This window comes from Curtobacterium sp. 24E2 (assembly GCF_016925595.1).
GTDB lineage: Bacteria > Actinomycetota > Actinomycetes > Actinomycetales > Microbacteriaceae > Curtobacterium.
This window is the reverse complement of sequence record NZ_CP068987.1, coordinates 2,040,436-2,054,434: the sequence shown is the minus strand read 5'-3', so window position 1 is coordinate 2,054,434 and position 13,999 is coordinate 2,040,436. Positions and strand designations below refer to the sequence as shown.

At 70.3% G+C, this 13,999-nt stretch carries 14 protein-coding genes and 2 pseudogenes; 10 read left to right on the top strand and 6 right to left on the bottom strand.

All coding sequences use genetic code 11. The annotated features are described in order from the left end of the window. The first annotated feature begins 46 nt into the window (after positions 1–46). The 3 genes from JN350_RS19390 to JN350_RS10210 are packed head-to-tail and all read left to right on the top strand — an operon-like array spanning position 47 to position 1,781. Positions 47–640 carry a glycosyltransferase gene (locus JN350_RS19390; protein WP_240347260.1) on the top strand — a complete coding sequence of 198 codons (594 nt, stop codon included), beginning with the start codon at positions 47–49 and terminating at the stop codon, positions 638–640. Then, positions 628–1,158 (top strand): glycosyltransferase, encoded by a 531-nt coding sequence (locus JN350_RS19385; RefSeq protein ID WP_240347258.1) that lies wholly within the window; start codon positions 628–630, stop codon positions 1,156–1,158. The genes JN350_RS19390 and JN350_RS19385 overlap by 13 nt, the downstream gene beginning before the upstream one ends. Further along, the gene (locus tag JN350_RS10210) at positions 1,155–1,781 is read left to right on the top strand and encodes a uracil-DNA glycosylase (RefSeq protein WP_205462123.1); all 627 of its coding nucleotides are present in this window, start codon (positions 1,155–1,157) and stop codon (positions 1,779–1,781) included. Before JN350_RS19385 ends, JN350_RS10210 begins: the two co-directional genes overlap by 4 nt. Before the next feature lie 39 nt (positions 1,782–1,820). Here the strand turns inward: JN350_RS10210 and JN350_RS10205 are convergent, their stop codons facing one another. Continuing rightward, positions 1,821–2,249: a DUF6892 domain-containing protein gene (locus JN350_RS10205; RefSeq protein ID WP_205462122.1), complete on the bottom strand. Its 429-nt coding sequence runs from the start codon at positions 2,247–2,249 to the stop codon at positions 1,821–1,823. A gap of 97 nt (positions 2,250–2,346) precedes the next feature. Here JN350_RS10205 and JN350_RS10200 point away from each other — a divergent pair, with 97 nt between their 5' ends. Beyond that, positions 2,347–3,801, top strand: coding sequence for an APC family permease (locus JN350_RS10200; RefSeq protein WP_205462121.1), 1,455 nt, complete (start codon positions 2,347–2,349; stop codon positions 3,799–3,801). A gap of 121 nt (positions 3,802–3,922) precedes the next feature. Beyond that, positions 3,923–4,543, top strand: a complete 621-nt coding sequence (locus tag JN350_RS10195) for a hypothetical protein (protein WP_205462120.1) — start codon at positions 3,923–3,925, stop codon at positions 4,541–4,543. A 4-nt stretch (positions 4,544–4,547) separates the two neighbouring features. Here JN350_RS10195 and JN350_RS10190 read toward each other — a convergent pair whose 3' ends face one another. From JN350_RS10190 to JN350_RS10180, 3 genes are all read right to left on the bottom strand, one after another. Next, a complete protein-coding gene (locus tag JN350_RS10190) occupies positions 4,548–4,997 on the bottom strand; it encodes a hypothetical protein (RefSeq protein WP_205462119.1) in 450 nt (149 codons plus the stop codon). 224 nt (positions 4,998–5,221) lie between these two features. Continuing rightward, positions 5,222–5,542, bottom strand: a complete 321-nt coding sequence (locus tag JN350_RS10185; protein WP_123292409.1) for a hypothetical protein — start codon at positions 5,540–5,542, stop codon at positions 5,222–5,224. A gap of 164 nt (positions 5,543–5,706) precedes the next feature. Further along, positions 5,707–6,087 (bottom strand): DoxX family protein, encoded by a 381-nt coding sequence (locus JN350_RS10180; RefSeq protein ID WP_205462118.1) that lies wholly within the window; start codon positions 6,085–6,087, stop codon positions 5,707–5,709. Positions 6,088–6,216: 129 nt separating this feature from the next. On the opposite strand from JN350_RS10180, the gene JN350_RS10175 reads away from it, so the two are divergent. Next, positions 6,217–6,498: a hypothetical protein gene (locus JN350_RS10175; RefSeq protein WP_205462117.1), complete on the top strand. Its 282-nt coding sequence runs from the start codon at positions 6,217–6,219 to the stop codon at positions 6,496–6,498. 95 nt (positions 6,499–6,593) lie between these two features. Here JN350_RS10175 and JN350_RS10170 read toward each other — a convergent pair whose 3' ends face one another. Further along, the gene (locus JN350_RS10170) at positions 6,594–7,085 is read right to left on the bottom strand and encodes a DUF427 domain-containing protein (protein WP_123292406.1); all 492 of its coding nucleotides are present in this window, start codon (positions 7,083–7,085) and stop codon (positions 6,594–6,596) included. 198 nt (positions 7,086–7,283) lie between these two features. Between JN350_RS10170 and JN350_RS10165 the strand changes: the two genes are divergently transcribed. Together JN350_RS10165 and JN350_RS10160 are read left to right on the top strand one after the other, a co-directional pair. Continuing rightward, positions 7,284–8,705, top strand: a complete 1,422-nt coding sequence (locus tag JN350_RS10165) for an amino acid permease (RefSeq protein ID WP_205462116.1) — start codon at positions 7,284–7,286, stop codon at positions 8,703–8,705. A 155-nt stretch (positions 8,706–8,860) separates the two neighbouring features. After that, on the top strand, positions 8,861–9,844 hold the full coding sequence (locus JN350_RS10160) for a matrixin family metalloprotease (RefSeq protein WP_205462115.1): 984 nt from the start codon (positions 8,861–8,863) through the stop codon (positions 9,842–9,844). A gap of 117 nt (positions 9,845–9,961) precedes the next feature. On the opposite strand, the gene JN350_RS10155 is transcribed toward JN350_RS10160, so the two are convergent. Next, entirely contained in the window at positions 9,962–10,138 is a 177-nt protein-coding gene (locus tag JN350_RS10155) for a hypothetical protein (protein ID WP_205462114.1), read from the bottom strand. Positions 10,139–10,364: 226 nt separating this feature from the next. Between JN350_RS10155 and JN350_RS19380 the strand changes: the two are divergent. Both JN350_RS19380 and JN350_RS19375 read left to right on the top strand, forming a co-directional pair. Beyond that, positions 10,365–10,988, top strand: a pseudogene (locus JN350_RS19380) (M15 family metallopeptidase); the annotation flags it as partial. Between the two features lie 2,261 nt (positions 10,989–13,249). Beyond that, positions 13,250–13,945 (top strand): annotated as a pseudogene (locus JN350_RS19375) (SNF2-related protein); the annotation flags it as partial. Between the last annotated feature and the right edge of the window lie 54 nt (positions 13,946–13,999).

Genomic DNA, 13,999 nt, shown 5'->3' with positions numbered 1-13,999 from the left:
TGCACACCTCCCCGGAGACGAACCCGGCTCGGGCGAGGTCGGCGGCATGAACGTCGTCGTCCGGCACCAGGCCGAGGCGCTGGCCGATCGTGGCCACCACGTCGACATCATCACGCGGCGTTCGGCGCCGACGCAGCCGGACTCGGTCTCGCTCGTGCCGGGTGTGTGCCTGCGGTTCCTGTCGGCGGGTCCGGCCGAACCGGTGCCGAAGGGTGAGCACGACGCGTTCATCGAGCCGTTCCGCCACGAGCTCGAGCAGCTCGGGCCGTTCGACGTCCTGCACTCGCACCACTGGTTCTCCGGTGCCGCTGCCCTGCCGGTGGCCCGTGAGCGTGGCATCCCGCACGTGCAGTCGTTCCACTCGATCGCCGCCGACCCCGAGACACCGCTGTCCGAGGGTGAGCGGCCCGAGTCCGCCGGCCGCATCACGGGCGAGCAGCAGCTGGCGCGTGGGTCCGATGCGGTCGTCGTGGTGTCCGAAGCCGAGGCGTCGACGGTCCGGACGCGGCTCGGCGGTGCCGACGCGCGCATCTGGATCGTGCCGCCCGGGGTCGACGGGTCGGTCTTCCGTCCGGCGGCCGCCGGAGCGCGCCGGGCCGCCACCCCTACGTCGTCGCAGCGGCTCGCGTGCAGCCGTTGAAGGGGCTCGACCTGGCCATCGAGGCGATCGCCGGCATCAGCGAGGAGGCCCGTCCCACGTTGGTCATCGCCGGGGACGCGTCGAGCGAGGCTGGTGACTACGTGGACGAGCTGCGTCGGCTCGCCGCCGCGCGTGGCATCGCCGATCGCGTCACCTTCATCGGGCCGCAGTCGCGTGCCGACCTGGCGTTCCTGTTCCGTGGCGCGGCAGCCGTGCTGGTGCCGTCGCACTCCGAGACGTACGGCCTCGTGGCGTTGGAGGGCTCGGCGTCCGGGGTGCCGGTCGTGGCCGCGGCTGCCGGGGGGCTGCGTGAGGCCGTGGTCGACGGCGAGACGGGTGTCGTGCTCGAATCGCGCGAGCCGTCGGTGTGGGCTGCCGAGATCGAGCGGATCCTGACGGACTCCGGGTACGCGGCCGCACTGTCCTCGGCCGGGCGGGAGCATGCGGAGCGTCTGAGCTGGGAGCGATCGGCTTCGGGGCTCGAGGACGTGTACCGCCGGGTGCTCGGGCGCTCGTGAGCCGCTTCGACGCGTCGGGGTTCTGGGCGGCGCTCGACGCCGTGCCGGTGGAGGCGGACGCCGAGGCGCTCTACGACCTCGGTTCGGCCGAGGGGCGGCTCCGGCGGTCGAACCTGCAGCGGTACCTGGAGCAGTTCGGTCCGGCGGCGGACACCCTGCTCGTGGCGGAGGCGCCCGGGTGGCGCGGCATGACGAACACCGGCATCCCGTTCACGAGCATGCGGGAGCTCGGGACGGACCGGTTCGGCGACGACTACTTGGTGCCGCCGGAGCCGACAGCCCCCTGGGAGGCCTCGTCGCGTGTCGTGCAGGCGGCGTTGTCCGACTGGACCGGGCCGCTCCCCGTGGCGTGGGCGATCTTCCCGCACCACCCGTTCGTCGCGCCGGACCGGCTGACGAACCGCACGCCCCGACCTGCCGAAGTGCAGTCGGGAGCACCCGTCGCCCTCGCACTGCTCGAGGCACTCGGTGGCGTCGACCAGGTCCGGGTCGTGGCCGTCGGTCGGAAGGCCCAGGGAGCGCTCGCGCTGGCTGGCATCGAGGCCATCGCCGTCCGGCACCCTGCGCAGGGCGGCGCGAAGCAGTTCACGGAGCAGCTGCGAGCGTTGGACTGCACGCTCTAGTTCCCCGTGCCGGCGAGTTCCCCGTGCCGGTTCCTTCGCTCAGGCTGAGCGGACCTCGACGCCCTTCGCGCCCAGGGCCTCGGCGACGTGAGCGGGGAGCGGCGCCGCGGCGTACACGGTGCGGAGTGCCGGGAGGTCGAGGACGTCGTCCCAGTTCTGCGGGTCGAAGCGGTCGTCGGAGCCCTCCCACCCGGGGTGCACGTCCTGCAGCACCTCGAGCTCGGTGTCGACGGAGAGCTCTGTGACGAGCGACAGGTGCGACGGCAGGAGTTCCAGGTCGTCGTAGTACTCGCGGGCCCGGTCGTCCTGGCCATCGACGTCGAGGTCCTCGTCCGTCTCGTCGGCGGTCTCCGGGTCGTAGGGGTCGAGGACGTCGAGGTCGTAGCAGAGGACGTCGAGCACCAGCAGCTTCGCGTTGAAGTCGGCGAACTCGACGGGCTCTTCGGTGGTGTTCGACTCGTGCTCCATGGCCCGGAGCGTATCCGCCAGGGCACGGGCGTGTTGCGATCTCCGGGGAGCTTCCTGTGAAACCGGACAGCGTGGTGTCCCCGGAAGAGGTTGGTGCATGACCACCACCAACACGGATCGACCACAGCAGGAGCAGCCCGAGCTCCGCAGGGTCATCGGTCCCAAGCTCCTGCTGCTGTTCATCGTCGGCGACATCCTGGGAACGGGTGTCTACGCGCTCACCGGTCAGGTCGCGGCAGAGGTCGGAGGAGCAGCGTGGCTCCCCTTCCTCATCGCCTTCGCGGTCGCCCTGCTGACGGCGTTCTCGTACCTGGAGCTCGTGACGAAGTACCCGCAGACCGCGGGCGCTGCGCTCTACGTGCACAAGGCGTTCGGCGTCCACTTCATCACCTTCATCGTGACCTTCATCGTGATGTGTTCCGGCATCACCTCGGCGTCGACGGCGTCGCGGGCGTTCGCCGCCAACCTCGGCGTCGGGTTCGGCCTCGAGTTGCCGAACGCCGTCGTGATGCTCATCGCCATGGGCTTCATGCTCGCGGTGATGGCGATCAACTTCCGCGGGGTCAGCGAGAGCGTGAAGACGAACGTGGTCCTCACCCTGGTCGAGCTGTCCGGTCTCGTCATGGTGATCCTGATCGGCTTCTGGGCGATCGCGGGCGGCAACGCGGACTTCTCGCGGGTGGTGATGTTCGAGACCCCGGAGGACAAGACCCTGCTCATGTCGATCTCCACGGCGACGTCGCTGGCGTTCTTCGCGATGGTCGGCTTCGAGGACTCGGTGAACATGGCCGAGGAGACCAAGGACCCCTCGCGCATCTTCCCGAAGGTGATGCTCACCGGCCTCGGCATCACGGCGGTGATCTACACACTCGTGTCGATCTGCGCCGTCGCCGTCGTGCCGATCGGTGAGCTCGCCGGCAACGAGACCCCGCTCGTCACCGTCGTGCAGACCGCCGCGCCGGACTTCCCGATCGCCGACCTGCTGCCGTTCATCTCGATGTTCGCCGTGGCCAACACCGCCCTGATCAACATGATGATGGCGTCGCGACTGCTGTACGGCATGAGCAAGCAGGGCGTGCTGCCGGGCTTCCTGGCCCGCATCTCCCCCGCCCGTCGCACTCCGTCGAACGCGATCGTCTTCACCACCGCGATCTCCCTGCTGCTCATCGGCTGGGTCTCGCTCGACCCGGACTCCCCGATCGTGGTGGTCCTCGGTGGCACGACCTCGCTCCTGCTGCTCACGGTGTTCGCCGTCGTGAACCTGACGGTGCTCGTGCTCCGGCGCGACAAGGTCGACCACAAGCACTTCCGAGCCGGCGTGATCATCCCCGTCATCGGCATCATCACGTGTCTGTGGCTCGTGCTGCCGTTCTCGTCCGGACGTGACCCGCAGCAGTACCAGATCGCCGGAGCACTGCTGGCGCTCGGCGTGGTCCTCTGGCTCGTGACGTGGCTCACCCACGGCCGGAAGCAGGCCGAGAAGGCCCCGACCGGTCTGGTCACCGAACCGACGAAGGTGCAGCACCCACCGCACGACCACCGCGACGTCTGACGGACGGACGGCGGGGCGGCAGTACGGCGCGACCCCCGATCGGGCGGGTGCGGTTCACAGGCGGCGCCCGTACGCTCGTCGTGCTCCGCCTGCCCCACCCCGTCCGTCGAGAGGTCCCGTCATGCGCCGTGTCGGCATCACGCTCGCGTCCGTGTTCGGCGCCGGCATCGTGGTCGTCGGCATCGGGGTGGTGGTGCTCGTCGTGATCGCGGTCAACTCGATCGCCGGCATCGCGAAGTCCAGCGGTGCCGACGCCACCCCCACGTGCCCGAAGGTCGCCTCGAAGACCGTCGGCGGCTTGGTCGTCCCCGCCGGCCCCATCGCGGGCTTCTGCCAGGACCGCCTGGTGAACGCCGCGTCGGTGATCCAAGCCGCGAAGGCAGTCGGCATCGGGCCGCACACCCAGGCCGTCGGGGTCATGACGGCGATCGGCGAGTCGAGCCTGGTGAACCTGGATCACGGCGACGCCGCGGGACCGGACAGCCGCGGCCTGTTCCAGCAGCGCGACAACGGCGCCTGGGGCACGTACGAGCAGCGGATGGACCCGTACACGGCGGCGTCGATGTTCTACGCGAAGCTCGTCAAGGTCCCCGGCTGGAAGACGATGACGCCGACGCAGATGGCACACGCGGTGCAGATCAACTCGGATCCCGAGCACTACGCGAAGTCCTGGCCCGCGGCGAAGGCCGTCGTCGAGGGACTGACGGGCGAGACCGTGCCGGACACCGCCCCGCAGGGCTGACCGGTCACGCGGCTTCCTGCACCTGGTCGTGCTCGTGCTCGTGCTCGTCGAGCTCGACCATCGCAGCACCGCCGTCGTGGACGATGACCTGGGCGCGCAGCCGGATCGCGTGCTCGTCGAGGGCGCAGGCGCACGCGTCGACCCACTCCCAGTCGACCGGGTGCACCCGGTCGACACCGGGCCGCTCCCACGCCAGGACGACGTCGACGGCACCGAGCTGCTGGACGATGTCGGAGATCAGCGCCGCGAAGTCGTGCACGTGTTCGTCCGGCTGGTAGGGCAGGTCGGCGATGGGCAGCAGGAACGGGATCGACATCCCGAGTTCGTCGAGGAACACCACCCAGCACTGCCGCCGCACCGGGCGGTCGACCAGGATGGCGACGAGTTGGACGACGTCGTCGTCGGTACGGACGGGGGTTCGGATCAGGCGGTCGAGGGTGTCGGTGTCAGGCATGACTCCAGCGTCGCGAACGCGGCCCGCACACCGACGACCACCGTGTGCATCTGTGGACAACCTCGCCGCTTCAGCCACCTGTGGAGGAGGACGACTTGAGGCCGCGAGCCGTCCGACTTCGGCGATCCCGACGCCCCCGCGGTCGTCGCGGTGCACGGGTTCCAGACCTCGACGAACGGGGCGCCCACATGCCGAGATCTCGGAACCTCGGGACGGCAGCGCCCCTAGATGCCGTGCGTCACCGAGCTCTCGATGAGCAGCAACGCCGCGAAGAACACCGCCACCACGGCGGCCATCCCCACGAGCACGACCGGCCACGCCAGCCGACGCCGTACCAGCCGCAGGATGCACACCACGATCGAAGCGACCAGCACCAGCGCGATCAGGATCGGCCCGACCGTCACGACCGAGTCACCGAGCCCCACGTTGCAGGTGTTCCCCGGGGCAGCGCACGACACGAACGCCAACGACATGAGCTTGATGCCCCACCCCGCTGCCAACGCTTCGAGCGTCAGCACCACGAGCAGGGCGATGGAGGCCACCATGTCCGCGACGCGGCGGCGCCCTGCCAAGGGGTGACGGGCCTCCCGTCCGAACCGCGCCGGAGCCGACCCGAGCGGATCGAGACGCGCACCCGGAACCGACTCCGGACCCGAGCCGGGCACCGAACCGGCGTCAGCCGGACCGGACGACCGGGCGGGCGCGTCCATCAGGACCGCCGGCCGCGCGTGGACCAGAGGGCCACGGCGATGAGCAGCGGCTGCCCGAACAGACGCGCGACCCGCTTCTCGTCGGTGTCCAGGCCGAACGCGTCGCGACGGTTGATCCACTGCGACAGGTTGCCCGGGAAGATCACCGTGAAGAACAGTGCAGCGACGGAGCCGACGAAGCGCCGGGCCGGCTTCGGCGCGAGCACGAGCGCCGAACCGAGGGTGATCTCGGCGACGCCCGACGCCAGCACGGTCGTGTCCTCGGAGAGCGGCACGAACTCCGGAACCTGCGCCGTGAACTCCTTGCGCGCGAAGGTGAGGTGGCTCGTGCCGGCGAACACGAGCGCCAGGCCGAGCAGGACGCGGAGGAAGGAACGCATGCCTCCATCGTGCCTGCTCCCGGGCGACGGCGCTCGCACGTGTACGGAACCCGACCGGCTCGCTACATTCAGACGTATGGGAGCACCCTCTCGGGACCACGAGCCGCCAGCGGCCCCGCGACCTTCGCCGTGCTGCTCGGCCCGGTCGCGTTCTACCTCGGCATCATCGTGCCGGCCCAGGGCACGGTCCGGCACGTCCTGCTCGGTGCTGCGTTCGGCATCGTCTGCGTGCTGAGCGGCTGGCGGGCGATCGCCATCGCCGGTCGCCGTCGCCGCGCGGTGCAGGTCTGGGCGTGGATCGGCATCGTGATCGGCGCCGCCGGGCTGGTCATGATCCTGTGGCAGCTGCTCGTCATCGCCACGGACGGCGCGTTCCCGCCGCCGTTCTGGTCGCCCTACGCGAACCGCTGACGCGGTCGACCGGGAGGCCCGTGGCGGCCCGCGCTGCCCGTCGCGCCCCGGGGCGGTCGCGCCGCAGAGCGCGTGCCCCGGCTCCGCGGGCCGGGTCACCAACCGAGCGTGCCCGGTGCACCCTTGAACGGTCCGACGACGTCCGACGTGATCCAGCCGCCGTAGAAGTCGCCGTCCTGCGACTGCACGACCTCGCCGCCGACCTCGCACGAGTCCATCGCCGACGGGTAGATCGCGACGCGGTCCCGGAGCGACTCGTACCCCGGCTCGGGCGTCGGGTAGTTCCACGCAGCGCGGCTCGCGACGGTGCCGTCCCCGCCGACCACGTCGAAGTACCGCGCCCGGCCCTTGAACTCGCACATGCTCGACCCCTGGGCGGGGCGGAGGTCGAGGTCGGCCATCGGCAGGTAGTACACCGGCGGATGCGAGGTCTCGAGGACCCGCACCGCATCGGTCGTGTCGGCCACGACGGTGCCGCCGAACCGGACGACGACGCGGGCGGTGACAGGCTCGACGGCCGGTGGGCGGGGGTAGTCCCAGACCGATTCCTGTCCGGGGCCGGGTTCGATCCGTGTGGGATGACGCATGGCTCTTGTCTACGCCGCACGGCTGCGGTCGGGCTGGCGGGCGGGCGGGCCCGAGTCTCGGGCGGGTGGCCCCGAGCCTCGGGGTGCGCGACACGTCACGGGCCCGGCGGCGCGAGGACTGTCGCTCAGCCCGAGACTCGGCGCGGCCCGCGGCCCGCCGCCCGCGCACGAGACCGCCGCAAGGTGCACCATGGGCGGGTGACGACGACGACACGCACGCTCTTCCGACGGAAGCCCATCGAGACGATCGATGACGACACCGGAGCCGAGGGTGGCCTGAAACGGCACCTCGGCCTCTGGCAGCTCACCGCGATCGGCATCGGCGGCATCATCGGCGCGGGGATCTTCACCCTCGCCGGCACCGTGGCGAACGGCGTGGCCGGTCCCGCGGTCCTCATCAGCTTCCTGGTCGCCGGCGTCGCGAGTGCTGCGGCGGCGCTGTCGTACGCCGAGTTCGCCGGCCTCATCCCCAAGGCCGGCAGTGCGTACACGTACGGCTACGCGGTCCTCGGCGAGATCGTCGGGTGGTTCATCGGCTGGGACCTGCTGCTCGAGTACACCGCGATCGTGGCGGTGGTCGCGATCGGCATCTCGGGCTACGTCGGGTTCCTGGTGGGCCAGTTCGGCATCGACCTGCCCGCCTGGATGCTCGGCGCCCCCGGCACCGGCGACGGCCACGTGATCGACGTCTTCGCGATCATCCTGTGCCTCGTCACCGCGTTCGTGCTCACCCGCGGCATCCGCAGCGCCGCCCGGTTCGAGTTCGTCGCGGTCGGCATCAAGGTCGCGCTCGTCGTGCTCATCGTCGTGCTCGGCGTGTTCCACATCAACAGCGCGAACTACTCCCCGTACTTCCCGTTCGGCTTCGGTGGCGTGATGACCGGTGCCGCGACGGTGTTCTTCGCGGTGTTCGGTTACGACGCCATGTCCACCGCGGCCGAGGAGTCCGTCGACGCCCGCAAGCACATGCCGAAGGCGATCCTGCTGTCCCTCGGCATCTCGATGGTCCTGTACGTGCTGGCGACGCTGGTGCTGACCGGGATGCAGAAGTACACCGACATCGACCCGGCCTCGGGCTTCTCGTCGGCGTTCGCGTCGGTCGGCCTCGGCGGTGTCGCGAACGTCATCGCGATCGGCGCCATCGTCGGCATCGTCACGGTGCTCGTCACGTTCATGCTCGGAGCCAGCCGCGTCTGGTTCTCGATGAGCCGCGACGGCCTGATGCCGAAGTGGTTCTCGAAGACCGACCCGAAGCGCCACGTCCCGACCCGCGTCACGTGGATCCTCGGCATCGCGTCGGCGATCCTGGCGGGCGTCCTGCCCATCGGCGTCGTCGCGGAACTCACGAACATCGGGATCCTGCTCGCGTTCGTAGTGGTCTGCTCCGCGGTGATCGTGCTCCGCTACCGCCAGCCGAACCTCGACCGCCAGTTCCGGCTGCCGTTCATGCCGGTCATCCCGATCATCGGCGTCATCGCGTCGCTGTGGCTCGTGACGTTCCTGCAGTGGGAGACGTGGGTGCGGTTCGCGGTCTGGTTCGCGATCGGTCTGGGCGTGTACTTCGGCTACTCACGGAAGCACAGCAAGCTCGCGGGCTCCGAGACGAACACGACGCCGTAGTCCGCCGGGTCAGCCGCCCGTTCCGCGAGCGCAATCGCTCCGCTCCCTTCGCATCGGTCGGACCGTTCCAGGGCGGTAACAGTTCGGTAACCTCTGTCGCCCCGCGAACACCGTCCTGCCAGTATTCGAGTGCTCACAGTACTCGAAGGGGACTCATGTACCGCACACTCACTCTCTCCGTGCTCGCCACGGCGCTCGTCATCGGCTCCGGGGTGGCCGCTCCTGCGTACGCCGCAAGGGGCTGCGCCGACGGCACCATCACATCGGCCGACCTCGATGCCGGCTGTGCCGCGGTGGCCGGCTCGACTGTCGTCGCCGACGGCCGCGCGTTCACCGTCCCGGAAAAGGGGACTGCCGTCGTCCTGGACTCCGTTGCTGTGCAGGGCATGGCATCCGCTCCCGACGTGGCCGTCTTCAACACCGATTCCGGGGTGTCGGTGAAGATCGGTGACGACTGGCAGGGCACTGCTCCAGCGAGGTCGTCCGCGCAGAAGTCACTCCAGGGGAAGGCTGTGCGGAGCAGCAGCACTGACGGCACCAGTTCCTCGACACCCGGCGGCGTGATCGCAGCAGCTTCGTGCGCCGCGAACTTCAACCTCGAAGGAAACACCTGGCGCACGTCGGTCGGCTGGCGGTACAACGAAGCCAACAGCAAGGCCACCTACGCCTACGACGAGCTCAAGGCGGCAGCGAACAAGTGGGGCGGCAACATCAGCGCCTGCGGCGCGTCGGGAGTGTCCGGCGCGAAGAACACCCCCTTGGGAGCCACGGGATCAGACCCGGCAGTGACTGGCGACCTCGCATGTTCTGCGCAGGACCGCAAGAACGTCATCGGCTGGGGAAGCCTCCCCATCGGCACATTGGCCGCAACCTGCACCTTCGTCGATCTGACCGGCCTGACGTCGACTGAATCAGACCAGAAGTACTCGACGCGGTACGCATGGAGCTCGACGTCCTCGTGCTCGGGCAATCGCTTCGACCTTCGTGGAGTCGCGGTCCACGAGTGGGGCCACACGTTCGGGCTCGGTCACGTCGATCAGGCGAGCCGGCTGGTCATGAAGCCGGCATCGGACTACTGCGAACAGTCGCAGCGCTCCCTCGGCTACGGCGACTTCCTGGGCATCATCCAGGCGTACTGAGAGCGGGCAAGACCAGCACGCGACTTGACACCCGAGCGCCCCAGCGCGTCCCGAACGGACGTGGCTGGGGCGCTCGGCGCACGTCGGGGACACGACAGGGCTGGAAGAGTGAGCGGACTAGCGACCGCTCCAGCGCACCCAGCCCTGCACCTGCGCCGCAGCGCTCTCGAGGGACGAGTGTGCCCCGTTGATCGAGTGGTCCGGAGAGTCCACCGTGAACTGGTCCGTCCGGGTCACGTCGCAGACGACCTCGGAGCCGAGCCACACGTTCCAGTGGTCTGCAGAATCGTGCACCCACCGCAAGCGGTCCGGCATGAGTGTGTCCAATCGGATGGAAAGCGAAGCGCAGTCATCGCGCCTCGGGTCAGACGCTAGCCCTGCCGGATGCGGACTGTCACATGTGCGATGCGAACGCGACGCCGGGACTCGTCGGCACCCCCGAACTGGGGTGCACCCATTCGTCTACCGACTGACAACCTGATCACGGGTCACGAATGCCGTGGCTCGAGAGGGAGCACCAATGGCCGACGTCGACGACGTCCATCCATCCGCACGACTCGAACCACCGCCCGCGGGAGCGAGCAGGCGTCAGGTCCTCATGTTCGCCGTCGCGAGTGCACTCGCCGGGAGCACCGTGCTCTCGGCGGACCGTGCCTTCGGTGCGACGCCGGACAACCTGGCGAACCTCGACCAGTCCAAGCCCGAGGCAGGGCCGTCCGCCAACGCGCGTGCCGCGGCGGTCGCCGGGCAGTGGGGTGGCTACCAGAACGGCCAGATCCCGACCTCCGTGCTCGAGCAGGTTCCGGCGCTGAACGGCCAGCCGTTCCTCCGCCCGGACGCCGCCCTCGCGTGGCGGGACCTGAACGCTGACTTCACCAGGCAGTTCGGCACCGCACTCGTGATCACCGAGGCGTACCGCGACCTCGCCCGCCAGGAGAAGCTCTACCAGGAGTACCAGGCCGGTACGGGTCCGCTCGCGGCGGAACCGGGCACGTCGATCCACGGCTGGGCCCTGGCCTGCGACTTCGGCAGCTCGGTGGACACGTACAACACCCCGCAGAAGACCTGGATGGACGCCAACGCGCCCACCTACGGATGGCAGCCGACCGGGAACGGCTTCAGCCAGCGCGAAGCCTGGCACTTCGAGTACGACGGCTCGTACGCGCCGCAAGAACCCACACCGCCGGCAGGAACAGAACAGGACGCATCAGACATGAAGCTCATCACCAACAACGGACGCACCTGGCTCATCGGCGAGATGACCGGGATCGAGATCAACTCCGAGTTCTTCACCGAACTGAAGTCGACGTACAACCTCTCCGGTTCGCTCGGCAACCTGCGCGCGGCCCTGGTCGCCCAGTACGGCGAGCCAGTCGCGATCCAGAGCGCCACCAACGTCGAGGGCTCCTCGCGGTCGCTCGACGCAACCGCGCGGTCCTCGTCAGCGAGGTCAAGTAGCACCACGCACCACACACGGCCCCCGTCGATGACCGACGGGGGCCGTTCGCGTCGGTGGCACCTGGCACGATGGTCCCGTGCCAGCAGCCCCGATGATCGACGCCGTCGACGTCATCCGTTTCGTCGGGCCGCAGACCTTCGGGCGCGCACGCGACGTCGTGCGCGCCGGCCTGGTCGACGATGCCGTCTGGAACGCCGACGACGGCACCGTCACGGCGACCGTCTCCGGTACCGCCGACGACCCGTACGAGTGCCGCATCGACATGACCGTGGCCCGCGGCGACTTCATCCGTCCGGTCCGCAGCACGTGCAGCTGCCCCTCGGCGGCGACTGCAAGCACGTCGCCGCCGCGCTGCTCACCATCAACGCGCGTGCCCTGGCCGCCAACGCCGGCCCGCGTCCGGAAGCGCCGGCTCCGCCGCCCTCGGACTGGAGGCACGACCTCGCCCGCCTCGCCGGTGACGACGAGCAGGCGGTCGCCCCGCAGGGCACCCGGATGGGTCTGCAGTTCGAGTTGCGTGACGCGGTCCCCGCCGCCCTCGCGGCCCGTGCCCGCGCCGCCGGCCGCGCCCTGCCGGCGCCGTCCGGCACCGTCCGGCTCGGGGTCCGACCGGTGACCCGCAGCGACGCCGGCAACTGGGTGCGCGGCCAGCTCACCTGGGGCACGCTCCCCTACTCGCAGAACCGTCTGGGCCTCGGCGCCGAGCAGCACGGGTGGTTCATGCAGCTCGCGGCCCTGCACCGTGCCGGCCAGCTCGCGGGGTTGCCCGGCGAGAGCGACTGGCTCCACCTCGACGACTTCCGCAGCCCGCTCCTGTGGCCGTTGCTCCGGCAGGCGTCGGGGCTCGACATCGCCTTCGTCACCGGCAAGCGCGAGGGCGGCGCGGTCCTCGGCGAGCAGGCCCAGGTGCTGCTCGACGTCGCCCGGCACGACGACGCCGTGGTGATCGGCGCGAGCGCGGTGCTCGACGGCCGCCCAGTGGTCCACGGTGCCGCACGGATGGTCGGCGACCACGGTGTGTACGTGTTCCGCGAGAGCCCCGAGTTCACCGTCGGACTCGCACCGACCCCGGCGCCCGTGCCCGAGGACCAACGGCGCATGCTCCTCGAGGGCACCCGCATCACGGTACCGACGGCCGAGGTCGACGAGTTCCTGGCCGACTGGTCGCCCCGGCTGCGCGGTGCCCTCGGCCTGGTCAGCTCCGACGGGTCGGTCGAGCTGCCCGAGCGCACGCCGCCCGAGCTCGTGCTGACGGCGACGTTCGAGCCGGCCCGGGCACCCCGCACCGACGACCGGGTGCACCTGCACTGGCGTTGGCACGTCGACGGCCGCAAGGACCCGGTCTCGCTGCACGGGCCGCTGCCCGACCTGAACGGGCTCCGCGCCGCGGACGATCCAGCCAGCACCGACGACCCAGCGAGTACCGACGTTCCGGCCGGCACCGACGTTCCGGCCGGCACCGAGGCGGCGACCGCCGACGCCGACGTGCCCGCGGCCCTGGAACCCGCCACGTCGACAGCGCGAGCCGACGGCGCGACCGTGGGCGAGCCTCCCGTCCGCCCTGCCGGACCCGGTGGCGGACTGGACTGGTTCCAGGACGGCACCATCGACGGGGCCGACGTCGCGGTGTTCGCGAACGAGTTCCTACCCGAGCTGCCGGCGCTCGGCGTCCGGACCGTCGTGCAGGGTGAGCGCCTCGACTACGAGCGGTTGAGCGGGCGGCCGCACATCCGCGTCACGACGATGCCGTCGGACAAGCACGACTGGTTCGACCTCGGCATCATCGTGAGCGTGAACGGCAAGCAGATCCCGTTCACGCCCCTGCTCACGGCGTTGGCCGGTCGGCAGCGGCGGCTCAAGCTCGTCGACAACTCGTACCTGTCACTCGCGGACCCCGCGTTCGACCGGCTCAAGGAACTCATCGACGAGGCCCGCGACCTCGACGAATGGGAGCCCGACCAGCCGATCCAGGTGACGCCGCTGCAGGCCGGGCTGTGGACCGAGTTCGACCTGCTCGCCGACGAGACCTCGCACGACGAACGCTGGCAGGCGATCACCGCGGGGCTGATGGGGGCGACTCCCCGGGGGACGTCCCGGTGCCGGACACCGTGCACGCCGAGCTGCGGCCCTACCAGCACGCCGGGTACGCGTGGCTGTCGTTCCTGGCGGCGCACGGCATCGGCGGGGTACTCGCCGACGACATGGGCCTCGGCAAGACCCTGCAGGTGCTCGCGATGGTCGCCGCGCGCCGTGCCGCCGACCCCGACGCGCCACCGTTCCTGGTCGTCGCGCCGACCTCGGTCGTCGGCAACTGGGTGGCCGAAGCGGCGAAGTTCACGCCGTCACTGCGGGTGGCGGCCGTCACCTCGACCTCGCTGAAGGACCCCGGTCTCGTCGCGCGCACGGCCTCGCAGGCCGACGTCGTCGTCACCTCGTACGCGCTGCTCCGGCTCGACTCGCAGGCATGGACCGACCTGCCGTGGTCGGCACTCGTGCTCGACGAGGCGCAGTTCGTGAAGAACCCGCAGTCGCAGACCCACCGGGTGGCGTCCGAGCTGCAGGCACCCGTGAAGTTCGCCATCACCGGCACCCCGCTCGAGAACGGGCTGACCGACCTGTGGGCGCTGTTCCACATCGTCGCGCCCGGGCTGCTGTCCACCTGGACCCGGTTCGGCGACGACTACGTGAAGCCGCTC